Source organism: Synechococcus sp. MU1643 (assembly GCF_020514095.1).
Taxonomy (GTDB): Bacteria; Cyanobacteriota; Cyanobacteriia; order PCC-6307; family Cyanobiaceae; genus Parasynechococcus.
On the sequence record NZ_VTKY01000002.1, the window covers coordinates 293,192 to 315,163 of the forward strand.

26 protein-coding genes and 1 pseudogene are annotated in these 21,972 nt (G+C 64.5%); 16 read left to right on the plus strand and 11 right to left on the minus strand.

Annotation, left to right across the window (positions count from 1 at the left end):
• Window positions 1-55: 55 nt before the first annotated feature.
• The 3 genes from menA to FZX09_RS05740 are packed head-to-tail and all read left to right on the plus strand — an operon-like array spanning window position 56 to window position 3,128.
• A complete protein-coding gene (gene menA, locus FZX09_RS05730) occupies window positions 56-1,000 on the plus strand; it encodes a 2-carboxy-1,4-naphthoquinone phytyltransferase (RefSeq protein ID WP_226401128.1) in 945 nt (314 codons plus the stop codon).
• The gene (gene menC, locus FZX09_RS05735) at window positions 997-1,965 is read left to right on the plus strand and encodes an o-succinylbenzoate synthase (RefSeq protein ID WP_226400965.1); all 969 of its coding nucleotides are present in this window, start codon (window positions 997-999) and stop codon (window positions 1,963-1,965) included. Before menA ends, menC begins: the two co-directional genes overlap by 4 nt.
• Complete coding sequence (locus tag FZX09_RS05740) at window positions 1,962-3,128, plus strand: AMP-binding protein (RefSeq protein WP_226400967.1); 1,167 nt, start codon at window positions 1,962-1,964, stop codon at window positions 3,126-3,128. The genes menC and FZX09_RS05740 overlap by 4 nt, the downstream gene beginning before the upstream one ends.
• Here the strand turns inward: FZX09_RS05740 and FZX09_RS05745 are convergent.
• The 4 genes and pseudogenes from FZX09_RS05745 to FZX09_RS05760 all read right to left on the minus strand — a co-directional run bounded on the left by FZX09_RS05745 (window position 3,099) and on the right by FZX09_RS05760 (window position 5,279).
• Window positions 3,099-3,548 (minus strand): thioesterase family protein, encoded by a 450-nt coding sequence (locus tag FZX09_RS05745; RefSeq protein WP_226400969.1) that lies wholly within the window; start codon window positions 3,546-3,548, stop codon window positions 3,099-3,101. The genes FZX09_RS05740 and FZX09_RS05745 overlap by 30 nt on opposite strands.
• 31 nt (window positions 3,549-3,579) lie before the next feature.
• Window positions 3,580-3,885, minus strand: a complete 306-nt coding sequence (locus FZX09_RS05750) for a hypothetical protein (protein WP_226400974.1) — start codon at window positions 3,883-3,885, stop codon at window positions 3,580-3,582.
• Window positions 3,886-3,890: 5 nt separating this feature from the next.
• Window positions 3,891-3,938, minus strand: a pseudogene (locus tag FZX09_RS12040) (hypothetical protein); the annotation flags it as partial.
• A gap of 156 nt (window positions 3,939-4,094) precedes the next feature.
• Window positions 4,095-5,279 carry an NAD(P)H-quinone oxidoreductase subunit H gene (locus tag FZX09_RS05760; RefSeq protein ID WP_226400976.1) on the minus strand — a complete coding sequence of 395 codons (1,185 nt, stop codon included), beginning with the start codon at window positions 5,277-5,279 and terminating at the stop codon, window positions 4,095-4,097.
• A 54-nt stretch (window positions 5,280-5,333) separates the two neighbouring features.
• Here FZX09_RS05760 and rsmH point away from each other — a divergent pair, with 54 nt between their 5' ends.
• Complete coding sequence (gene rsmH, locus FZX09_RS05765) at window positions 5,334-6,218, plus strand: 16S rRNA (cytosine(1402)-N(4))-methyltransferase RsmH (protein WP_226400978.1); 885 nt, start codon at window positions 5,334-5,336, stop codon at window positions 6,216-6,218.
• Here rsmH and FZX09_RS05770 read toward each other — a convergent pair.
• Window positions 6,215-7,291, minus strand: a complete 1,077-nt coding sequence (locus FZX09_RS05770) for a cysteine desulfurase family protein (RefSeq protein ID WP_370624195.1) — start codon at window positions 7,289-7,291, stop codon at window positions 6,215-6,217. The genes rsmH and FZX09_RS05770 overlap by 4 nt on opposite strands.
• A 122-nt stretch (window positions 7,292-7,413) precedes the next feature.
• On the opposite strand from FZX09_RS05770, the gene FZX09_RS05775 reads away from it, so the two are divergent.
• From FZX09_RS05775 to FZX09_RS05785, 3 genes are read left to right on the plus strand one after another with little or no spacing between them, the layout of a single operon-like run.
• The gene (locus FZX09_RS05775; protein WP_226400980.1) at window positions 7,414-7,926 is read left to right on the plus strand and encodes a hypothetical protein; all 513 of its coding nucleotides are present in this window, start codon (window positions 7,414-7,416) and stop codon (window positions 7,924-7,926) included.
• A 39-nt stretch (window positions 7,927-7,965) separates the two neighbouring features.
• Window positions 7,966-8,703 carry a response regulator transcription factor gene (locus FZX09_RS05780; protein ID WP_226400982.1) on the plus strand — a complete coding sequence of 246 codons (738 nt, stop codon included), beginning with the start codon at window positions 7,966-7,968 and terminating at the stop codon, window positions 8,701-8,703.
• Complete coding sequence (locus FZX09_RS05785; protein WP_226400984.1) at window positions 8,700-9,647, plus strand: RNA pseudouridine synthase; 948 nt, start codon at window positions 8,700-8,702, stop codon at window positions 9,645-9,647. The genes FZX09_RS05780 and FZX09_RS05785 overlap by 4 nt, the downstream gene beginning before the upstream one ends.
• On the opposite strand, the gene bchM is transcribed toward FZX09_RS05785, so the two are convergent.
• Window positions 9,611-10,324: a magnesium protoporphyrin IX methyltransferase gene (gene bchM, locus FZX09_RS05790; RefSeq protein WP_226400986.1), complete on the minus strand. Its 714-nt coding sequence runs from the start codon at window positions 10,322-10,324 to the stop codon at window positions 9,611-9,613. The genes FZX09_RS05785 and bchM overlap by 37 nt on opposite strands.
• 27 nt (window positions 10,325-10,351) lie before the next feature.
• A complete protein-coding gene (locus FZX09_RS05795; RefSeq protein WP_226400988.1) occupies window positions 10,352-11,527 on the minus strand; it encodes an N-acetylglucosamine-6-phosphate deacetylase in 1,176 nt (391 codons plus the stop codon).
• An 11-nt stretch (window positions 11,528-11,538) separates the two neighbouring features.
• Here FZX09_RS05795 and purE point away from each other — a divergent pair, with 11 nt between their 5' ends.
• From purE to FZX09_RS05815, 4 genes are read left to right on the plus strand one after another with little or no spacing between them, the layout of a single operon-like run.
• Window positions 11,539-12,093, plus strand: coding sequence for a 5-(carboxyamino)imidazole ribonucleotide mutase (purE, locus tag FZX09_RS05800; RefSeq protein ID WP_226400990.1), 555 nt, complete (start codon window positions 11,539-11,541; stop codon window positions 12,091-12,093).
• Complete coding sequence (locus tag FZX09_RS05805; protein ID WP_226400992.1) at window positions 12,090-12,419, plus strand: hypothetical protein; 330 nt, start codon at window positions 12,090-12,092, stop codon at window positions 12,417-12,419. The genes purE and FZX09_RS05805 overlap by 4 nt, the downstream gene beginning before the upstream one ends.
• 51 nt (window positions 12,420-12,470) lie before the next feature.
• Window positions 12,471-12,707 carry a hypothetical protein gene (locus tag FZX09_RS05810; RefSeq protein WP_226400994.1) on the plus strand — a complete coding sequence of 79 codons (237 nt, stop codon included), beginning with the start codon at window positions 12,471-12,473 and terminating at the stop codon, window positions 12,705-12,707.
• A 21-nt stretch (window positions 12,708-12,728) separates the two neighbouring features.
• A complete protein-coding gene (locus tag FZX09_RS05815; protein WP_226400995.1) occupies window positions 12,729-13,814 on the plus strand; it encodes an AI-2E family transporter in 1,086 nt (361 codons plus the stop codon).
• Here FZX09_RS05815 and cysC read toward each other — a convergent pair.
• Window positions 13,774-14,418, minus strand: a complete 645-nt coding sequence (cysC, locus tag FZX09_RS05820) for an adenylyl-sulfate kinase (protein WP_226400996.1) — start codon at window positions 14,416-14,418, stop codon at window positions 13,774-13,776. The two genes, FZX09_RS05815 and cysC, sit on opposite strands and share 41 nt — an antisense overlap.
• Before the next feature lie 31 nt (window positions 14,419-14,449).
• Window positions 14,450-14,776, minus strand: a complete 327-nt coding sequence (locus tag FZX09_RS05825) for a translation initiation factor (RefSeq protein WP_226400997.1) — start codon at window positions 14,774-14,776, stop codon at window positions 14,450-14,452.
• 99 nt (window positions 14,777-14,875) lie between these two features.
• Here FZX09_RS05825 and trpB point away from each other — a divergent pair, with 99 nt between their 5' ends.
• The gene (gene trpB / locus FZX09_RS05830; protein ID WP_226400998.1) at window positions 14,876-16,132 is read left to right on the plus strand and encodes a tryptophan synthase subunit beta; all 1,257 of its coding nucleotides are present in this window, start codon (window positions 14,876-14,878) and stop codon (window positions 16,130-16,132) included.
• A gap of 10 nt (window positions 16,133-16,142) precedes the next feature.
• Here trpB and hrcA read toward each other — a convergent pair whose 3' ends face one another.
• A complete protein-coding gene (gene hrcA / locus FZX09_RS05835; RefSeq protein ID WP_226400999.1) occupies window positions 16,143-17,117 on the minus strand; it encodes a heat-inducible transcriptional repressor HrcA in 975 nt (324 codons plus the stop codon).
• A complete protein-coding gene (locus tag FZX09_RS05840) occupies window positions 17,117-17,473 on the minus strand; it encodes a rhodanese-like domain-containing protein (RefSeq protein ID WP_226401000.1) in 357 nt (118 codons plus the stop codon). Before FZX09_RS05840 ends, hrcA begins: the two co-directional genes overlap by 1 nt.
• Window positions 17,474-17,526: 53 nt before the next feature.
• Here FZX09_RS05840 and FZX09_RS05845 point away from each other — a divergent pair, with 53 nt between their 5' ends.
• The 4 genes from FZX09_RS05845 to nuoH are packed head-to-tail and all read left to right on the plus strand — an operon-like array spanning window position 17,527 to window position 21,923.
• The gene (locus tag FZX09_RS05845) at window positions 17,527-19,107 is read left to right on the plus strand and encodes a DUF3352 domain-containing protein (protein ID WP_226401001.1); all 1,581 of its coding nucleotides are present in this window, start codon (window positions 17,527-17,529) and stop codon (window positions 19,105-19,107) included.
• The gene (gene sixA, locus FZX09_RS05850) at window positions 19,085-19,573 is read left to right on the plus strand and encodes a phosphohistidine phosphatase SixA (protein ID WP_226401002.1); all 489 of its coding nucleotides are present in this window, start codon (window positions 19,085-19,087) and stop codon (window positions 19,571-19,573) included. The genes FZX09_RS05845 and sixA overlap by 23 nt, the downstream gene beginning before the upstream one ends.
• Before the next feature lie 13 nt (window positions 19,574-19,586).
• On the plus strand, window positions 19,587-20,777 hold the full coding sequence (locus FZX09_RS05855) for a citrate synthase (protein WP_226401013.1): 1,191 nt from the start codon (window positions 19,587-19,589) through the stop codon (window positions 20,775-20,777).
• A 27-nt stretch (window positions 20,778-20,804) separates the two neighbouring features.
• Complete coding sequence (gene nuoH / locus FZX09_RS05860) at window positions 20,805-21,923, plus strand: NADH-quinone oxidoreductase subunit NuoH (RefSeq protein ID WP_226401132.1); 1,119 nt, start codon at window positions 20,805-20,807, stop codon at window positions 21,921-21,923.
• Window positions 21,924-21,972: the final 49 nt, after the last annotated feature.

Sequence of the window (21,972 nt, forward strand, 5' to 3'; positions counted from 1 at the left end):
CCAGGGTTACTGCTCAAATGTATGGGTCTTCGCCCTGCGGGAACGGGTCCTGTCCATGTCTGAGCCGCAGGCTGTCGCATCCCGTTACGCCGATCGGCGCCGTTTGTGGAAGGCAGCGATCAAGTGGCCGATGTATTCCGTCGCCGTGATGCCAGTGCTGGTCGCCGCTGGATGGCAGTTCGGGGTGGTGGGCTCTCTGCGATGGCTGCAGTTGGGGGGCTTTTTGCTGGCGGCGATTTTGTTGTTGCTCTGGGAAAACCTCAGCAACGATGTTTTTGATGCGGCCACGGGGGTGGATGCCACCGGCAAGCCCCATTCCGTGGTGAACCTCATCGGCCGCCGGGACCGTGTCGCCCAGGGGGCGACCGCCGCGCTGATGCTGGGGTTGCTGTTGATGGGGGGGGTGGCTTGGAACAGCAGCTGGGCGGTGTTGGCACTGGTGCTGGTGTGCTGCGGCCTGGGTTACGTGTACCAGGGCCCTCCATTCCGTCTGGGTTACCGCGGCCTGGGCGAGCCCCTGTGCTGGCTGGCCTTTGGGCCCTTCGCCACCGCAGCGGCTCTGTTGGTCCTGCAGCCCAGGGGGGCAGCATCGATTGCTTGGGGCACCGCGTGGATGTTGGGGGCAGGCCCCGCTCTGGCGACCACCCTGGTGTTGTTCTGCTCCCACTTCCATCAGGTGGAGGAGGACGCCGCCCACGGCAAACGTTCGCCGGTGGTGCGTCTGGGCACGGCTCGGGCGGCGGGGCTGGTGCCCTGGTTTGTGGCCATGACGCTGGCGCTGGAGTGGGTGCCCGTGCTGCATGGGGACTGGCCTCCGACGGTGTTGTTGAGCGCTCTTGGTCTTCCTGCCGGGGTGCAGCTGATGCGTCTGCTCCAGCGCCACCACGATCGGCCGGAGCTGATCAGCGGCAGCAAGTTTCTGGCCTTGCGCTTCCAGGGCTGGAATGGTCTGGGGCTGAGTGCAGGTCTGGCGCTGGCTCGCTTCTGGACGGGCGGATGACGCTCCGGCTGCAGCGTCGCCGCTTCCGCTTTGCCCTGCTGCAGCCGCTGCGCACGGCAGCCGGCGTGCTGCAGGAGCGCTCTGGTTGGTTGCTGCGGCTGCAGGGTGATCAGGGGGCCGTGGGCTGGGGCGAAGCGGCTCCGCTTCAGCGGCATCAGTTCACGGCCTGTGAGCACGCTCTCGCCTCGCTGCGAGACGAGTTTCCTCAGGCTCAGTTGGAGGCCCTGCTGCAGGAGGTGCCGGGGGCACTGGGTTTTGGTCTGGGGGCGGCGCTGGCGGAGCTGCAAGGTGTGGTGGGTGCTGCTTCGCCCCAGGGATGGCTGAGGGCGCCTGCCCCTGCGCTTTTGTTGCCTGCTGGCGAGGCCATGCTTGCGGCTCTGGAGGCTGCGGCAGCATCGGCGGGTGGCCTTGAGGAGCGCACCTTTAAGTGGAAGGTAGCGACGGAGCCCGATCCCCTCGAACGTCAGCTGCTCGAGCAGCTGCTTCAGCGGCTGCCCACCACGGCCCGGTTGCGGCTGGATGCCAACGGCGGCTGGGACCGCAGCACGGCCCAGGCCTGGATGCAGCGGTTGTGCGATGACCCGCGCCTGGATTGGTTGGAGCAGCCGCTGGCGGTGAAAGATCAAGCTGGCCTGGAGCAGTTGGCGGTGCTGGGGCCGGTGGCCCTCGATGAATCGCTCGACCAGCACCCGGAGCTGTGCCGCAGCTGGAGCGGCTGGCAGGTGCGGCGGCCTGCGCTGGAGGGGGATCCCCGCCTGCTGTTGCGGGAGCTGCAAGCGGGGATCCCCCAACGGATGCTGAGCACGGCGTTTGAAACCGGCATCGGTCGGCGTTGGTTGGAGCATCTAGCCGGGCTTCAGGCCCAGGGGCCTACGCCGACGGCACCGGGCCTGGCCCCCGGCTGGACGCCATCGGGGCCCTTGTTCTCCACGGATTCAGAACAGGTCTGGGCCGCAGCAGCATGAGCGAGTTCGAGCGGCTGGAGCAGAGGCTGGCGGCGGGGCAGTGGGTGCCCCTGGCGCCGGAGGCGGATGCTGCCCCCATCGATCAACTGCCGCCAGGCCCGGGTGTGCTGGTGCGTAGTGGTGGCAGCAGTGGCGGCAGCCGTTGCTGCGCCCAGCCGTCGCTGCATCTCGACCGTTCGGCCGCAGCCACCGCCCATTGGTTGACGGGGATCGGCCTTGACCCCGCCGCCACTCTGCTGCTCAATGCACTGCCTCACACCCATGTGAGTGGTCTGATGCCTTGGTGGCGCGCCGGCTGTTGGGGCGCGGGGCATCAGCCACTGGCGCCGGGGTTGATGAAAACCCCCACCGAATTGCTTGCGTTCTGCCAGGGCCTGCCTGCCTGGCGGACGACCTCTGCATTGCTGTCGTTGGTGCCCACGCAGCTGGCGCGTCTGCTGGCCCATCCCGACGGGGTGGCCTTCCTGCAGCAGCTGCAGCTGATTTGGATCGGTGGCGCTGCCCTTCCGCCTCCGTTGGCGGATCAGGCTCGGGCGTTGCAGCTGCCGCTGGCGCCTTGTTATGGGTCAACGGAGACGGCGGCGATGGTGACGGCATTGCCACCAGACCGCTTCTTGGCCGGCGAGCCGGGGTGTGGCGACCCGCTCATGGATGTGGAGCTGCGGCTGGCCGCTGATGGGGCGCTTCAGGTGCGCACTGATCGGTTGGCCCTGGGCCGTTGGTGGGCGGATCAGCCCGATCGGTGGGAACCGCTCAGGGATGCTGATGGCTGGTGGCGCTCCGGGGATCGGGCCATGTTGACCCCAGGCCTCCAGATTGCGGGCCGGATCGATGGTGCCATTCACTCCGGCGGAGAAACCGTGTTTCCCGAGCAGCTGGAGGAGCGTTTGATGACCCCGATTCAGGCGGAATCACTCCCGGTGAGCGCCGTGCTGTTGCTCGGTGTGGATGATCCTGAGTGGGGACAGCGGTTGGTGGCCCTCGTCGGCAGCATGGACGCTGCGGTGTTGCCGCGGCTTGAAGCCCTCACACTGTCCTGGTCACCGGCGGAGACGCCTCGGCGTTGGGTCGTATGCCCCGACTTGGCGCCCTCGGCGCTGGGGAAATGGCAGCGCCAGCGCTGGCGGGAGTGGTTAGAGCGGTTGGATGTGGCCGAGGCTTGACGCCTCTAGCCAACGGTCCACGCCATCGGGCAGAGCACAGCGGCGCCGGGTGTTGACGTCGATGGCCACATGGCGCAGGCAGCCTGTGGCGACAAGCTTGTCCTCCAGCAGCACCTGGCTGTTCACCGCAAGGCTGCTGGGATCAAGCCGTTTTGGTTCCAGGCGGATCAGCAGCTTGTCGCCCACCTGCACCGGGACGCGGAAATCGGCATGGCAGTGCACGATCGGCAAGGCCACGCTCGGTTGCTCTCCGCGGCCGCCAGGGAAGACTGAACCCGCTGGTAACCCAAACTGCTCCAGGCTTTCCTCCCAGGCCTGGTGGCACCAGCCCAGCAGCTGCTGAAAGTGCATCACGCCAGCGGCATCCGTGTCGCTAAAGCGCACGGTTCGGCTCAGCTCCAGCCAGGGGGCAGAGGTCATGGCGATGTGTTGTTAGAGCCGGTGCCGATTGTCACCCTGACAGAAATTTCGCCCCAAGCATGGCCGCGCCATCGCCTTCGAGCCCCCGTCCGTCCAGAAGGCCTGGCAGGCCTTCCTGCATCACATCCCGGTGGTGTCGGCGATCATCGGCAGTAGTGATTCGGCACTGGGCCATCTGTTGGCGCTCAGGCGCAGCAGCCAGTAGCTGATTAACGCTCCAGCCACCATCGGCAGGGGCCAGAAGGGAAGGCCCTTCGGGATGAGACGCCGTTGCTGGAGCGCCAGCACACTCCAGAGCACAAGCCCCAGGGCGGCAATGGGGCCAAACAGATGCCATTGCAGCGATCCGCTCAGATCACCGGTGAGTGCTGCCCCCGTCGCGCGGGTCAGAAAGCAGGTGGGTCAAGGAACGCAGGTGAGGGCACGCAACGGATAGCCCAGGCCGGGAAGGCCTGGATGCAGTCCCTTGAGCCACAACCCACCAGTGAAAGTCACGGGCAGCAGGTAGCCCGTGCGTTACAACCGCCGCAGAAAACGGTTCAGAGATCAGCGATCCACCGATCCCATGATCACGTCGATGGAACCGAGGATGGCCATGATGTCGGCCACCTTGTGTCCCTTGAGGATGTGGGGAAGGATCTGCAGGTTGTTGCTGTCGGCAGCGCGGATCTTGAAGCGCCAGGGGGTGACGTCGTTGTTGCCCTGGATGAACACGCCGATCTCACCCTTGCCAGACTCCAACCTGGTGTAGAGCTCGCCATTGGGGATCTTAAAGGTGGGAGCCACTTTTTTGGCCACGTACTGGAAATCGAAACCAGCAGCGTCGCTGCCCTTGCCTTCGTTGAGGCGCTTGGCTTCGAGGTTTTCGGTAGGGCCGCCGGGAATCATGTCGCAGGCTTGGCGCAGGATCTTGAGTGACTGGCGCATTTCTTCGATGCGCACGCGATAGCGGGCATAGCAGTCGCCTTCCTTCTCACAGGCGACCTGCCAGTCGAAGTCGTCGTAGCACTCGTAGTGATCCACCTTGCGTAGATCCCAGGGCACACCAGAGGCGCGCAGCATCGGGCCGGAGAGGCTCCAGTTGATGGCGTCTTCCTTCTCGATCGTTCCCAAACCTTCAATTCGGCGCCGGAAAATCGGGTTGTTGGTGATCAGCTTTTCGTATTCATCGATCTTGGGGCCGAACCAGTCGCAGAAATCACGGCACTTCTCAAGCCATCCCCAGGGCAGATCAGCGGCGACGCCGCCGATGCGGAAATAGTTGTTGTTGATCAGCCTTTGACCAGTGGCGGCTTCCCAGAGGTCGTAGATCATCTCCCGCTCGCGGAAGATGTAGAAGAACGGCGTCTGGGCTCCAACGTCCGCCAGGAAGGGTCCAAGCCAGAGCAGGTGATTGGCGATGCGGTTGAGCTCCAGCATCAGCACCCGGATGTAGCTCGCCCGCTTGGGGACAGGGATATTCGCCAGTTTTTCCGGGGCGTTCACCACGATCGCCTCATAGAACATCCCCGCCGCGTAGTCCATGCGGCTCACGTAGGGCACGAACATCACGTTCGTGCGGTTCTCAGCGATCTTCTCCATGCCGCGATGGAGGTAACCGATCACCGGTTCACAGTCGACCACGTCCTCACCATCGAGGGTGACGACAAGCCGCAGCACCCCGTGCATGGAGGGGTGGTGGGGCCCGAAGTTCACCACCATGGGCTCCGTGCGCGTTTCCAGCTGCGTCATGGGAGCGGTGGTCCGATCGATGTGTAGATCTTAAGGAGTCTTCGCCTGTGGCTTGTGCCCCCCTTCAGCCATGTACCCGTGCTGGCCGATGCGGTGCTGGACGCGGCCCGGCAGACCCCCCGTCCGGATGGCTTGTTGATCGATGCCACCCTCGGTGGTGGCGGCCACAGCGCCCTGTTGCTGGAACAGCATTCCGGCCTTCGCTTGATTGGTTTGGATCAGGACGCCACGGCCCGGGCAGCGGCGGCGGAGCGTCTGGCCCCCTTCGGCGATCGGGTCTCGATTGTGGCCACCAACTTTGCCGACTATGTGCCGCCAGAGCCCGCCGTGATGGTGCTGGCGGATCTGGGGGTGAGCAGCCCGCAGTTGGATGTGGCGGAGCGGGGCTTCAGTTTTCGCCTGGATGGTCCCCTGGACATGCGGATGAATGCCAGCGGTGAGGGGGAGACTGCGGCTGAGTTGATTGATCGCCTTGAGGAGAACGCGCTGGCGGATCTGATCTATGGCTACGGGGAAGAGCGGCTCTCCCGCCGCATCGCCCGGCGGATCAAAGCCGATCTCAAAGACAAGGGCTCCTATGACGGCACCGCGGCCTTGGCCTACGCCGTGGCCGGTTGCTATCCCCCCAAGGCGCGGCGGGGGCGGATTCACCCCGCCACCCGCACCTTTCAGGCCCTTCGGATTGCCGTGAACGATGAGCTGGGGGTGCTGGATCGCCTGCTGCTGCAGGCCCCTGACTGGCTTGAGCCCGAGGGCCTGCTGGGGATCATCAGTTTTCACTCCCTGGAAGACCGCCGCGTCAAAACCGCCTTCCTGCGCGATGAGCGCTTGCAACGGATCACCCGCAAGCCGGTGGTGGCGACTGAGCAGGAGGAAGAGGCCAACCCCCGCAGCCGTAGTGCCAAATGGCGGGTGGCCCAGCGTTTGGCCCTTGCTTAGCGACCGCTGAGGAGCCCGGCGGCAGCAGCGGCGTCGGTGATCGCGGCAATGGCTTGATCAACTTCCGCGGCTGTGGTCTCGCGCCCCAGGCTCAGCCGCAGGGAGGCTTCGGCTTCAGCGCGCGAGCGACCGATCGCAAGTAGTACATGGGATGGCGCTCCGTTGCTGCAGGCGGAGCCACTGCTGCAGGCCAGTTGCGGGCGCAGGGCCCGGTGCAGGCGGCTGCCGTTCACTCCAGGCAGGCTGATGTTGAGGTTGTGGGGCAGGCGCGGCTGTAGGGCTCCATTGAGCAGCACGCCGGGGAGGTCTTGCTGCAGGCCTTCCCAAAGCTGATTGCGTAAATGCTCAAGCCGGCCGTTGCGCTGCTCCTGCTCCTGCATTGCCAGGCGGGCTGCTGCGGCAAAGCCCACGATCAAGGCAGTGGGCAGGGTGCCGGCCCGGAGCCCCGCTTCCTGGCCGCCCCCCCACTGCAGCGGTTCGATGGCGATGCCCTCCCGCAGCACCAGGGCGCCGATGCCCTTAGGGCCGTAGAGCTTGTGAGCACTGAGGCTGAGCAGGTCAACCCCCAGGGCATCAGGGTTCAGCTGCAGCGTTCCGAAGGCCTGGGCCCCGTCGCTATGCAGAGTGATGCCGTGGGCCTGGCAGAGAGCCCCCAGCTGCTCGAGCGGCTGAAGCACGCCGATTTCGTTGTTGGCCGCCATCACGCTCACCAGCCGCGTCTCGGGGGTGATCGCCGCCTCCAGCTGCTCTGGGCTGATCAGTCCATCGGGGCCCGGGTCCAGCAGGGTGACGTTGAACCCTTCTCGTTGCAGTTGCTTTAGCGGATCGAGCACGGCGTGGTGTTCGGTGGCCACGCTGATCAGATGAGCCCTGCCTAGGGCGCGGGCATGGCCCAACAGGGCCAGGTTGTTGGCTTCGGTGGCGCCGCTGGTGAACACCAGCCGCTCCGGGTTCACCCCCACCGCCTCCGCCAGCTGGCGCCGCGCCAGCTTCACTGCTGCTGAGGCGCTCAGGCCGAGCCGATGCTGCCGGCTGGAGGGATTGCCCCAATCCGTACTCCAAAAAGGCGCCATCGCCTGCACCACCTCGGCCGCACAGGGGGTGGTGGCCTGGAAATCAAAGGCGAGAGCCGAGCCGCTCAGGACGATTCAGGCAGATGTTGCGATCATGGTGCTGTATTGCGAACAGCACTGGCATGGGTCTGCGAATGCCGATGGCTCTGCTGGGCTTGGGGGGGCTGATCTGGGCACAGCCCGTGAGTAGTTTCGATCGTGAGCAGGTGCTGGAGCAGATGCGGCAATCGCGGCCAGCTGATCTCAAGGTGCTGATCGAACGCCCGGCCCCTGTTGGCATCCTTTCGATCGGGATTTATGGGGTCAAGCCAGTTTCGTCGAATCCCGATACCCGCAGCTACAGCTTGTGGGAGGAGTCGGCGTCGGATCTAAACGTCTATGTCGAGAGCGTCAACTGCTCCACCACCAAGCCTGTGCGGGTGAAACGCACCCCGATGGCGGTTTACGTGCGCACCCTCAATCCCGGTGGTCCCATCACTGATGTCAACCGGGAAGATCACCTGGTGTGGTGGGCGGCCTGCGTGCCGGAGGTGGCGGGAACCGACCCTGCCATGTTGCGGCAAAAGGCCCTGGATCTGGGCTTTTCCACCCTGATTCCCGAACAGCAGGAGCAGTTACCCGCACTGGCCCGTTGAGCGCGTGCTCCATACATTGCGACAAGAGCGATTCCGGCCATGAGCGACGCGCCTACTCCCACCGCTGAATCCGCAGAGGCCGCGGCGCCCGCCCCGCGCCTGTTGCTCGTGGACGACGAGCCCGGTCTGCGCACGGCGGTGCAGGCCTACCTGGAAGACGAAGGCTTTGACGTGACCACTGCGGTGGACGGGGAAGAGGGGTTCAGCAAGGCCCAGCAGATGTTGCCGGATGTGGTGATCAGCGACGTGATGATGCCGCGGCTGGATGGCTATGGCTTGCTGCAGAAGTTGCGCGCCGATGAACGGCTCGGCGGCACTCCGGTGATCTTCCTCACCGCCAAGGGCATGACGGCGGACCGCACCCAGGGTTATCTGGCCGGGGTGGATGACTACATCCCCAAGCCCTTCGACCCCGATGAGCTGGTGGCGCGGGTGCGCAACGTGGCCCAGCGCCAGCAACGGCTGTTGCAGGAAGCAGCGCGCTTCGCCGATACCGATATGGGCCAGATGGCCAAGCAGATCACCGAGATTCGTTCGTTGCTCGCCCAGGCGGAAGCGCTGCCCTCCACAGAGCCTGTGGTGCACAGCTTCACGCCGCGGGAGGCGAGTGTGCTCCAGCTGGTGGCTGAGGGCCTGATGAACAAGGAGATTGCCCGTCAGCTGGAGACCTCGATCCGCAATGTCGAGAAGTACGTGAGCCGTCTGTTCAACAAGACGGGTACCTCCAGCCGCACGGAACTGGTGCGCTACGCCCTGGAGCACCGTCTGGTGACTTGAAGCCGGCCGCGCTCAATGATGGCTGGACCTATCGCGACAAGGTGCCGCGGGCCGATGCCGGCACCTCGGTGAGCGATTGGCTTGCAGACCGCTACCGCCACTCCGATGGGTTGGTGTGGCAGCAGCGAATTGCGGCTGGTGAGCTGGATTGGAACGGCGCATTGCTCACCGGTGATAGAGCACTGCAGGGGGGGGACACCCTCTGTTGGCGGCGTCCGCCCTGGCTAGAGGAGGCGATCCCGGATCAATGGGAGATGCTCCACGACGACGGCGACCTGTTGGTGATCAACAAGCCCTCCGGCTTGCCGGTGATGCCTGGTGGTGGCTTCCTGTGCCACACGCTCACGGCCTTGCTTGAGCCCACCGGTGCCCGGCCGGTGCACCGCCTGGGGCGCTTCACCTCCGGCCTGCAGGTGTGTGCCCGCACGCCGCAAACGCGAGCCCTCTGGTCCAAGCAATTCCGGCCCGAAGGCGGTTGCCGCAAGGTGTATCAGGCCTGGAGCTATCGGGTGCCAGGGTTGGAGCTGGGCCAGTGCTTGACGGTGAGCAGTGATGTGGTGCAACGGCCGCATCCGCTCTTGGGTTGGATCTGGGGGCCGGAACCGCTCGACGATGAGCCGATCCGCAAACGGCTCTCAGCCCGCTCCGAGCTGGAGCTGTTGGAGCGCACGGCTGAGGGCGATCGCTTGCAAGTGACAATCACCACCGGCCGGCCGCATCAGATCCGGATTCATCTGGCGCAGCTGGGTAGTCCGCTGCTGGGGGATCCGCTGTATCTCCGCAATCGCGAGATCACAGCAACAGCAACCCCCGGGGATGGCGGCTACCGGCTGCATGCCTGGCGGCTTTCGGGTCTCCCTCACTTGGGGGAGACAACACTCCAGGTGGATCCCCCAAGTGAGGGAGATCAGGCTTTGCGGAACTCGATCAAGCGCGAGAAGTAGAAGGGGGCCTTGTTCAGGCTGCGGCGCACCAGCTTGAAGCCGCAGGCTTCTGCCGCTTTGACGATGCCGTCTTCTTTGAGCGTGTAGGCCCGGGTGGTTTTGCTCGGGCCGGGGAACAGTTGGCCAATGCCCTTCAGCAGCGCCAGCAGCGGGGTGTAGGGCGCAAAGCTCACAATCAGGCGCTCTTCGGTGAGGCTGCAGAGGTGTTTCACCATCTCCTCAGCCGGTTGCTGGGGGTAGTGGATGAACACATCCAGGCAGCACACCGTGTGGAAGGAGCCGCTCAGACTTTCCAGGTCACTGGCGAAGAAGTTCAGCTTGGCCATGTCGAGGCCGGCCTCGCGGGCCCGGCGCTCCGCTTCCCGGGCCATGGCCTCGGAAATGTCACTGGCGTTGATGGATCCAGCGCCCATGGCCGCCAGCGGAAGGCTCAGGCTGCCCACACCGCAGCCGGCATCGCAGAAGCTCGCCTGGCTGAGTTCACCGCTTTCCGTAATCCAGGCCAGCACCTCATCAACGGTTTTTTGGTGACCGATGCGGATGTTGCGCTGCACCTTGTTCACGTCGTCGCTGTCGCTGTAGATGCGGTTCCAGCGGTCGAAGCCTGTGGTTTCGAAATAGCCCTTCACCTCCTTCTTCTCGGCCTGTTTCTGCTCCAGCAGCTGATCGGGGGCCATGGCGGAAGGGTTTGCGTCGGCGGGATCCTAAGCAGCGCAGGCCCAGTGCAGCTCACCCTCCTGCTGGTGCCAGCGCAGCAGCTGCGTCAGTGGCCTTCCGATCAGGGCGTCCAGGCACCCCGTTGCATCGCCAATCACCCGCCTCGGTGCCACCGTGGCGCTCCAGATTGCAGCGCTGGGGCTGTTACTCCAGCGGGCCAGCCGCTTCACCCCCTCCAGTTGCGGCAGGGTGACTCCCGCCAGGGTGCCGTCATCGAGCCGGCAGGTGCCGTTCTTCACCAGCAGCACCCGCTCGTCCCAGCGGTGTTCGCCGTCGGCCAGGCCGTAGGGGGCCAATGCATCACTCACCAGCACCGTCTGCTTCGGTGCCAGCCGTTGCAACAGCACCGCCATCGTGGGGTGGACGTGCACGCCATCGGCGATCAGCCCCAGGGCAATCCCCCCGCGCCTGCAGGCTTCCCCCAGTGGTCCCGGTGCCCGGTGGTGCAAGCCCGGCATGGCATTGAAGGCGTGGGTGAGCATGGCCACCCCCTGATCGAAACCGGTGCTGGCCTGTTCGGCAGTGGCGGCGCTGTGCCCCAGGGCCACGTTGATGCCCAGCTCCCGCAGCCGCCCGATCACCGCAGCGGCCCCCTCCAGTTCGGGGGCCAGGGTGACCAGGGCAATCTCTTCTTCGAACCCGCCGATTCGTTCCTCGAGAGCCTCCAGGCTGGGGCTGGTCAGGTGTTCACGGGGATGGGCACCGCGGCGGGCCTCCGCCAGGAAAGGACCCTCCAGATGGGCACCCAGCAGCCGGCAACGGCCTGGCCGGTGTTGCTGCCGCGTCTGCCGCAGCATGGCCAGGGCTTGGCGCAGCGGTGCGATGCCGCAGGTAACCAGGGTTGGTGCGATCGCTTCGACCCCATCGCGCCACAACAGCTCGAGCAGTTCCTCAAGCCGGGGCAGATCCGCCGCACTCAGTTCCGGGAAGGCCAGCCCCAGTCCGCCATTGATCTGCAGGTCAACACCCCGGGGGCTGAGCCAGTCGCCGTTCCAGTCTTCATCAGTCTGTTGAGCCTCTGCGCCCATCGCGTCGATGCGGCAGATCAGCCCCTGGTCGTCGAGGTCGATGCCGTAGCGCTGGTCTCCGTCCCCAGGCAGGGGAACCGGCAAACGAACGTTGGATATCCGGTGCATCAACGCAACACTGGCCGGGGCAGCCATGGGGGGACACGATGGCAGTCTTGCCCCTCTGCGTTGTGCCGCCAGTGCTCCCCCGAGTTGCCGTTGTGATGGGAAGTGACTCTGACTTGCCCACCATGGAACCCGCTGCCGCCATCCTGCGCGAGCTGGGAGTGGAGGTGGAGGTTCGGGTGCTCTCGGCCCACCGCACCCCTTTGGAGATGGTGAACTTCGCTCAAGCAGCCCGGGACCAGGGATTTGGGGTGATCGTCGCCGGTGCCGGTGGGGCGGCCCATCTCCCCGGCATGGTGGCCGCCCTCACCACACTGCCCGTGATCGGCGTGCCGGTGAAAAGTCGGGCGCTGTCCGGCGTCGATTCCCTTCACTCGATCGTGCAGATGCCGGGGGGGATTCCCGTGGCCACCGTCGCCATCGGTGGGGGCCTCAACGCTGGCTTGCTGGCGGCCCAGATCCTTTCGGTGGCCGATGCTGGCTTGGCCCAGAAACTTGAGGCCTACCGCAGCAGCCTCCACGATGCTGTGGTGGCCAAGGATGCGCGCTTGGTTGTTCTCGGCAGCACGGATTACCTCTCCCAGATGGATTCATGAATGTTCCTGTTCGTTCCACGCTGCTTGGGGCGGTGGTGCCTGCGGCGATCGTCTATGCGGTCGCCCTGGTCTGGAGCGCCTCAGAGGGCATCAGCGCCAAGATGGTGTTGAGGGATTTGGCCCAGTCCTGCAAGGCCCCTCTCGGAGAAGGTTTCCTCTCCAGCGTGGGCTATCTGCTTTGGATGGCGGCGGCTGCCATTGCCTTATTTGCAGCGTCCACCCGGCAGATCCAAGGCTCCGTTCTGAACCGCCAATTCGCCTTCTGTGGTGGCGGCTTCTCGCTTTGGCTGTGCCTCGACGACATGTTTTTGGTGCATGACCGCTAACTCGGCGAGGCCTTCCTCTACATCACCTACGCCTTTTTCACCGGGCTGTTGTTGTTTCGGTTCTGTGGGCCACTGCGGCGCTTCGGTGGTGACACCTTTTTGGTTTCCGTTGTGTTGTTGGGTCTGTCGGTTCTGACCGATGCCCTCCAGTGGCTGTGGCCGAATTCCTACGAGACGGTGCAGATCTTTGAGGAGGGTTTCAAATTCCTCGGGATTGCCGTATGGCTCAGTTTTTGGTGCCATTACGTCAGTTCCGCTTCCAAGCCGGCCTCCCTTGAGCAGCACTGATCGATTCGCGTCATCGTTTCGATGACGCCCTGGCCGGCCTGGTTGCGACTTGGTCTTCTGTTACCGCTGCTGGGCTTGAACGCCTTTGTGTTGAAGCGCTTGCTGGTGCAGTTCGCCCCATTCCCCGGGCTGTTCCTCACCGCGGCTTTGATCGCCTTTTTGTTGGACTTGCCCTGCCGCTGGCTCGCGCAACGGGGCCTTCCGCGCGCCTGGGCCATCGTCAGTGTCGTCCTGATGACCCTGGGGCTCCTGGTCTGGGCGGCTGTGGCCTTAGTGCCTCTACTGATTGAACAGCTGAGCCAATTGATCAGTGCCTCGCCATCTCTGCTCACGGCGGCAGAGCAGTGGATCGATCGAGGTCAGCTCTGGGTGCTCGACCATGGCCTGCCTGCAGATTTCGCTGATCTCAGTAGTGATCTGGTGGCCCAGTTCAGTCGGCTGGCCACGCAACTGAGCCAGCGCCTATTGGGCCTGTTAGGGGCAACGGTGGGCACCACGATCAATGTGGTGATCGTGCTGGTGCTGGCGGTTTTTCTGCTGTTGGGGGCGGATCCGATCGTCGATGGCCTGGCCCGTTGGCTGCCTGATCGTTGGCGAGATCTGGTGCAGACGACCCTCGAGCGCACCTTTCGCGGCTATTTCGCCGGCCAGGTGGTGTTGGCACTGATTCTCAGTGGTGGTCAGCTTCTGGTCTTCACCGCCCTCAAAATTCCCTACGGCGTCTTGTTCGCCGTGCTGATCGGCTTCACCACATTGGTGCCCTATGCCAGTGCCGTGTCGATCGTTTCGGTGAGTGCGGTGCTGGCGGTTCAAGACCCCCGCACAGGCCTTGAGCTGCTCGCCGCGGCGATCGTGGTGGGTCAGATCGTGGATCAGGTGATCCAACCGCGGCTGATGGGCAGCATCGTGGGTTTGCAACCGGCCTGGTTGCTGATCTCTCTGCCGATCGGTGCTCGGGTGGGCGCCATCTTCGGCTTCGGTGAGTTGCTGGGACTGCTGTTGGCAGTGCCTATGGCCAGTTGCATCAAGACCCTGGCGGATGCCGCCCGGGCCGGCGACGGCGAACTCAGGCCGCCGGAATCACCCCACGCTCCTGGAGCGCTTTGATCACCAGCTCCACGGAGTCGGCCAGATCCTGCTTGCCGGTGTCGATCTTGAGCTCGGGCGTCTCCGGTGCTTCGTAGGGGCTCGAGATGCCGGTGAATTCCTTGATCTGCCCCGCCCGTGCCTTGGCGTACAGACCTTTGGGATCGCGGGATTCGCAGACCTCGAGATCAGCTGCGCAGAACACCTCGAGGAAGTCACCGTCCTTCACCAGGCCCCGGGCCTTGTCCCGGTCAGCACGGAAGGGAGAAACAAAGGCGGTCAGCACGATCACGCCCGCATCCAGGAACAGCTTGGCCACTTCACCGATGCGGCGGATGTTCTCCTCACGGTCGGCATCGGAAAAGCCCAGGTCTTTGCAGAGGCCGTGGCGAATGTTGTCCCCATCCAGCACGTAGGTGGCGAGTCCCCTCTCAAACAGAGCCGCGTTAACGGCATTGGCCAGGGTGCTCTTGCCGGAGCCGGACAGTCCGGTGAACCAAAGAATGGTGCTGCGGTGACCGCGCTGCTTCGAGCGCTCGTCGCGGCCCACCGAGGCCTCATGCCAGGCGATGTTGGTGGATGCACCCTTGTTGGTGAGTTCTCCGTAGGTAGGGCTGGCAGTCATGGCCACGGCATGAAGTGGCGGCCATTCTCCCTTAACCCCCAGCCCGTTTCGGCCGGTATCCCTCCTTGCTGAGTAGCTCGAGCGCCAGATCAACCTGATCTCCTTGCAGTTCGATCACGCCGTCCCTGGTGGTACCGCCACTGCCGATGCGTGATTTGAGCTTCTTAAGCAGCGCTTTGAAGCCCGCTGCATCCAGCTCCAGCCCTCGAATCACCGTCACGGTTTTGCCCCCTTTGCCCCCGCGGGTGGGCTGCACCCGCACCATTTGTTGCGCCTTCGCCGTGGGATCCGCCGCAGGTCCGCTCGGTCGTTGCAGGCTCTCGGCACTGCTGAATTCCTGCCAGCCTCCCTTCGGCATCCACCCATCGCAACCGGGTTGCATTGTCGATGACTGCCCATGCGGCGCCCCATGGCGTGACCGCCTGCTTACGCTGACCCGACGCTCCGCCGTGGATCCGTGACCAGCACCCTGCCCAACACCAGCACTCCGGATCCCTCCAGCCTGCAGCCAGCGGTGCGCCCCGGAGCCCACGGTCGCTTTGGACGATTCGGCGGCCAGTACGTGCCCGAGACCCTGATGCCGGCGTTGGCAGAACTAGAGCAAGCGGCGGTCCATGCTTGGAATGACCCAGCTTTCACCGCTGAGCTCAATCACCTGCTCAAGAACTACGTCGGCCGGGCGACACCGTTGTACGAGGCCGAGCGTCTCACCGCTCATTACCGCCGCCTCGATGGTGGCCCCCGCATCTGGCTGAAGCGAGAAGACCTCAACCACACCGGTGCCCACAAGATCAACAACGCCCTTGGGCAGGCCCTGCTGGCGCTACGCATGGGCAAGAAGCGGATCATTGCCGAGACCGGTGCGGGTCAGCATGGCGTCGCCACGGCCACGGTCTGTGCCCGCTTCGGTCTGGAGTGTGTGATCTACATGGGGGCGGAAGACATGCGCCGTCAAGCCCTCAACGTGTTCCGCATGCGCCTTCTGGGCGCCACGGTGCAACCGGTGACGGCCGGCACCGCCACCCTCAAGGACGCCACCAGTGAAGCCATCCGCGACTGGGTGACCAATGTTGAGTCCACCCACTACATCCTGGGATCCGTTGCTGGTCCGCACCCCTACCCGATGTTGGTGCGGGATTTCCATGCCGTGATCGGCGAAGAGTCCAAGCAGCAGTGCCATGAGGCCTTCGGTCGGCTGCCCGATGTGCTGATGGCCTGCGTTGGCGGTGGCTCCAATGCCATGGGCCTTTTCCATCCTTTTGTTCAGGACACGTCTGTGCGTCTGATCGGTGTCGAGGCCGCTGGTGATGGCGTGGCCACCGGTCGCCATGCCGCGACGATCACCGAGGGCCGTGCCGGCGTGCTGCATGGCGCCATGAGCCTGCTGCTGCAGGACGGCGACGGCCAGGTGATGGAGGCCCACTCCATCAGTGCCGGTCTTGATTACCCCGGGGTTGGTCCGGAGCACAGCTACCTGCGTGAGATCGGGCGTGCTGAGTACGCCGCTGTCACCGATCAACAGGCCCTCGATGCCCTGCGCCTGGTGAGTGAGCTTGAGGGCATCATTCCCGCCCTGGAAACCGCCCACGCTTTCGCCTGGCTTGAGCAGCTTTGCCCCACCTTGGCTGATGGCACGGAAGTGGTGATCAACTGCTCCGGTCGCGGCGATAAGGACGTCAACACCGTGGCGGAGAAGCTGGGGGCTCAGCTCTGACGGTCTGGCTTCAGGCCAGCAGCAATTCCAGGTGCCGGGCCACCCGCTTCACCGCCGCCCGTGCCGTGGCATACGCCATGCGCATCGGGCCCACCAGGGCCACATGGCCCAGCCCCTCGTTGCAGTGGTAGGGGGCCTGAACTACGGCACAGGCCTCCAGCGCTGGCTGCGGATGTTCGTCCCCGATCCACACCCGTGCGGATTCACCGCGGCTGATCAAGGTCCCAGGTTGCTCGTCGATCAGTTCAAGTAGCGGTCGAAGGCTGGACGTGCTTTCAAATTCCGGTTCGCTCACCAGCCTGGAGAGGCCATGCACCACCACTTGCGTGGAGTTGGTGGGTGTCGGCTGTTCAAGGGCGTTGCGCAGCACAGCGCCGCTGCTTAGCAGCTGCCTGGGCAGAGCCTCCCAGTTCAGGTCTCCCTGCTCGAGCTGTGCCGACGCCCAACGTTCCATCGCGGTGAGTTCGGTTTCAGCCCCGTGGGGAAGGCGCAGGTTGAGGTGGCTGGCCCGGCCACTGGCTTCCACCAGCATCACCAGCAGTCGATCACCGCTGGGCACCAGACGGATCGTCTCCAATTGGCGGTTCTCCTGCTGCGGTTGGGTGATCAGGCTCATCAGGCCGGTGAAATCCGTCAGCCGCCGTGCCACATGCATCAGCAGGTCGTCCAAACCGGCCCAACGAAGACTGAGTCCGGTGAGCTCCCGTTCCAGGTGTTGAACGGCGATGCCGGGTTCTGGTAGCAGCGCATCCACGTAGTGCCGGTATCCCATCGGACTGGGAACGCGTCCTGCGGACGTGTGCGGTTGCTGCAGCAGTCCGCGGCGCTCAAGTGCCCCCATGGCGGAGCGAATGGTGGCGGAGCTGGCAGGGATGCCGAAGCGTTGCACCAGGGTGCGGCTGCCCACCGGCTCCATCGTGTCGACGTAGTGGTGCACCGTCGCCTGAAGCACCTGTTCTTGCCGAAGGGACAGGGGCTTGCTCATCAGTAGCGGGGAACGCTGGGATCAACCTGAAGGCTCCAGGCATCAATGCCTCCCTCAAGGTTCCACACCTCAAGGCCCCAAGGTTGGTCCAGCAGCCACAGGCCGAAGTGGTAGCTGCGCATGCCGGCATGGCAGACCACCACGACGGGTTGATCGGGTTTGAGGTCGGCCTGCAGTGTTCCAAGCCATGCATTGGATTGGCTCAGGGGGCGGTGCAGCACCGCACCTGGGAAGGCAGCGATCGCGAGCTCAGCCTCCTCGCGCACATCCACCAATTGCGGGGAAGGTCGCTCGCTTTGCAGCCATTGCTGCAGTTCAGAGGCTTGGATTGGTTGTGGTTGTTGGGATTGGCCCATGGCGCCATTCTGCGGTGATGGACAAAAATGAGGCGACCCGAGACCGCCGGCCCATGAAGGCTCGCCCCTTCCTCAGCGCTGCCGGCGCTGTGCTGTTGTCGCTGCTTTTGCTGGCCGTTGGCCTGCTCTGGACCATGAACCGCCAGAGCCCCCTGCAGCTGGCAGAGCAGCCGTTGCATCTGCCTCGGGCGGCCCGGTTTGTGCCCCGGGATGCTGATTTGTCCCTCCATTGGCTGGCCGATCCCGGACGGTTGCCGGCCTATGCCCAGGCCGTTGCCCCTGCCTCCCAACGCCGCGATGCCCGTGATGGCGCCCGGCAGTGGCGCGAAGGCGTCTTTGCCTTGGCGGGCCTCCAGTTCGGTCTTGAGCTGGAGCCCTGGCTTGGTGAGGAGGTCAGCCTCACCCTCATCGATGGGGACACCAACGCCGGTTGGGTGTTGGCTTTAACCAGTCGGGATAACGATGGCGCCCGGCGATTTCTGCAACGGTTCTGGCAGACCCGCAGCTTGGCGGGCACCGACCTGCAGATCAGCAGTTATCGCGGCATCGGTGTGATTAGCGGCCAGGGAGCGTTGGTGGGGCATGACCCCCAACCCCTGGCCACGGCCTTGATTGACGACGACTTGCTCCTCGTGGCCTCAGGCCGGGGCGTGCTGGAGCAGGCCCTCGATGTCTCGCAGCTCCCGGATCAGCATCAGCTGGGGGATCAACGCCTGCAGCGTCAGGTGGCTGAGCTCGGCGAGGGCGTGGCTCTGTTGACGGCATCGCCCCACGCCCTTGAGCATTGGTTGCAGCTGCCGGAGCTGGTGGCCCAACGGGACGACCTGAGCGGACTCGTGGCATCACTGCGGCCGGAGGGTTCAACCCTGGCGGTGGATGGGAGGCTGGGGTTCCAGCAAGCCCTTGGCACTGCCCCCTGGCCTGGGCTCACGGATCTGACCGCTTCGGCCGGCGGCCATGCCCGCTGGCTGGCTCATCTGCAGAGTCCAGCCCGTTTGTTGGATCCCAGCGAAAACCATCCGTTGGCCCAGTGGTTCGCTCCTGTGTTGGAGCAGCACTTGGCGGACCGGCCGGCGGCAGATGCTGTTGTTGAAGCCGATGACGGCCCTCTCCTCTGGCAGGACCAACCCGAGGGCTGGCTGCTGGCCACCCGCCCGCAAAACCCTGCCCGGGATGCGGTGGACGCCCGTTTGCAGGAGCAGGGTCTGACCCGTTCTGAGCTGGAGGGCGATGGAGAGGTGTTGAGCGTTTGGACGCGTCTGGTGCGCCAGCGGGGACGCCAGCCGGGGGTGGACGCTCAATTGGCCGTGGCTCAGGTTCGCTCGTCAGCGTTGAATTGGTGGGGGGAGTCCTTGATGGCTCTGGCGCAGCGCCAGAACGGGCGTGCCCTCCAGCCTCGCTTGAACCAGTGGCAGGAGCTCACAGCGTCCTCCCAACCCGCGCAGGCCCTAATGCTGGCCGATGAGCCCGCCCGCGCACTGTTGGGGCAATGGCGGCCATGGGCCCTGCTGCAGGTGATGGCGGGGCGGCCTCTCCAGGACCAGGTCCGCGGCCTTGCGGTTGCCATCGACGTTGATCGTCAGGAGCAGGGCGGTACCGAGATTCCGTTGCATGCCCGGCTCGAGCTTGGCTGACCTGGTGCTGTTGCGGCATGGCATCGCCGAACCCCGCCAGGCGGGCCAGGACCATCTGGAACGCCCCTTGACCGCCGCCGGCCGTCAGCGAACTCAGCTGGTGATGGCGGCCCTGGTGCAACGGGGGCTGCGGTTGGATCGCCTGCTCTCGAGTCCTTACCGTCGGGCTTTGCAAACGGCGGAACTGGCTATGGAGGCAGGGCTCGCTTCAGAGCTTGCGGTGGACGAACGCCTTCAACCTGGAGGCGCCTTTGAAACGTTGCTGACGCCGTGGGATGGACACCTCGGTCTGGTGGGCCATGAGCCGGACCTTGGCGATCTGGCCTGCGCTCTTCTGAGGTGTGCCCCCGGTGCCCTGGTGCTGAAGAAAGCTGGTGTGATCCAGCTGCGTCGTTCCGCGGGTCAGTGGCAGTTGCAGGCCTTGCTTCGGCCAGCACTGTTGATTGACGATTTAAGTTGCTATTAGAGGCAATCAGGCGGTGGTCCAGCAGCAGACAGGCGACCTGCGCCATGCGCGGACCGGGATCGAACTGCGTCCAGGCCTCGATGGCGTGCCGGCAACCCAGTCGGCGATCTGCGATATCGATGGAGAGCAGGGGCTGCTCACCTATCGCGGTTACCCGATGCAGGATCTGTCGGCCAACAGCAGCTTCCTTGAAACGGCCTACCTGCTGATCTGGGGAGAGCTGCCCAGCCGTGACCAGTTGGCGGAGTTTGAGCACGCGGTGCAAATGCACCGGCGGGTCAGCTTCCGGGTGAGGGACATGATGAAGTGCTTCCCGGCCAGTGGCCATCCGATGGACGCGCTGCAGTCCAGTGCCGCTTCCCTGGGGCTGTTCTATTCGCGCCGGGCGATCGACGACCCGCAGTACATCTATGACGCGGTGGTGCGGCTGATTGCCAAGATCCCCACGATGGTGGCTGCCTTTCAGCTGATCCGCAAAGGCCAGGACCCAATCCAGCCCAGGGATGATCTGGCCTACTCCGCCAATTTCCTTTACATGCTCACGGAACGTGAGCCGGATCCCCTGGCGGCGCGGATCTTTGATCGATGCCTGATGCTCCATGCCGAGCACAGCCTCAACGCCAGCACCTTCAGTGCCCGGGTCACCGCTAGCACCCTTACCGACCCCTACGCCGTGGTGGCTTCAGCCGTTGGCACCCTGGCGGGCCCACTCCACGGCGGCGCCAATGAAGACGTCCTTGCCATGCTCGAGCAGGTGGGAAGTCCCGAGAACGCTGGCGCCTTTTTGGATGAGGCCATCGCTGCCAAGCGCAAAATCATGGGCTTCGGCCACCGGGAATACAAGGTGAAAGACCCCCGTGCCGTAATCCTGCAGGCCCTGGTGGAGGAGATGTTCGCCAGCTTCGGCCATGACGACCTCTACGACGTGGCCCGGGCGATTGAAGAGGAAGCAGCGTCCCGTCTTGGCCCCAAGGGGATCTATCCCAACGTGGATTTCTATTCGGGCCTGGTGTATCGCAAGCTCGGCATCCCCAGGGATCTGTTCACGCCGGTCTTCGCCATCGCCAGGGTTGCCGGCTGGCTGGCCCATTGGCGGGAGCAGCTCGGGGCGAACCGAATTTTCCGGCCTTCGCAGATCTACTCCGGATCCCAGCCACGCTCCTGGATGCCCATTGAGGAGCGCGTCTCGGCTCCGGCCGCCTAAGTTGCACGCACTTCCGTCGACACCATGGTGAGTCCGGGACTGGACCTGGAATTGAGCTTTAGCCAGGCCCTGCAAGGGTTTGGCTTCTCCCCAGAGGTGGCGAGGCTGCTTTGGTTGCCGCTGCCGATGCTGCTGGTCCTGGTGGCTGCAGTGGTGGGTGTGCTGGTTTCGGTCTGGCTGGAACGCAAGATTTCCGCCGCCGTTCAGCAACGGATCGGTCCGGAATATGCCGGCGCTCTTGGTGTGCTTCAGCCCTTGGCCGACGGCCTCAAGCTGCTGGTCAAGGAAGACATCATTCCTTCGCGGGCCGACAGCCTCCTCTTCACCCTAGGCCCGGTGCTGGTGGTGGTGCCGGTGATCATTTCCTGGCTGATCATTCCCTTTGGTCAGAACCTGCTGATCAGCAACGTGGGCGTTGGGATCTTTCTTTGGATCTCCTTCAGCAGCATTCAGCCGATCGGCTTGTTGATGAGCGGCTATGCCTCTAACAACAAGTACTCGCTGCTCGGGGGACTCCGGGCCGCTGCTCAATCGATCAGCTACGAAATTCCCCTGGCTCTGGCGGTTCTTGCCATCGTGATGATGAGCAACTCGCTGAGCACCGTCGACATCGTGGGCCAGCAGACCGGTGCCGGCATTTTGAGTTGGAACATCTGGCGTCAGCCGGTGGGTTTCTTGATTTTCTGGATCTGTGCCCTGGCCGAGTGTGAGCGGCTGCCCTTCGACCTTCCCGAAGCTGAGGAAGAACTGGTCGCTGGCTACCAGACCGAGTACGCAGGCATGAAGTTCGCCCTCTTCTACCTGGCGGGTTACATCAACCTGGTGCTCTCGGCGGTCCTGGTCAGCGTTCTGTATCTCGGTGGCTGGGGCTTCCCGATCCCTGTGGAGTGGCTGGCCGGCTGGTTGAACCAGCCCATCGATGCACCTGTGGTGCAGGTGATCACAGGCGCCGTTGGCATCGTGATGACGGTGCTCAAGGCTTATCTGCTGGTTTTCGTGGCGATCCTTCTGCGCTGGACCACCCCCCGCGTCCGCATTGACCAGCTGCTCGACCTGGGCTGGAAGTTCCTGCTGCCCCTGTCCCTGGTAAATCTTCTGGTGACAGCAGCCCTCAAGCTCGCTTTCCCCGTTGCATTCGGCGGCTAGGTTTTCCTACCTAGGATTTCTGCGTTTCCGTCTTCGCTTCGTTCTCTCC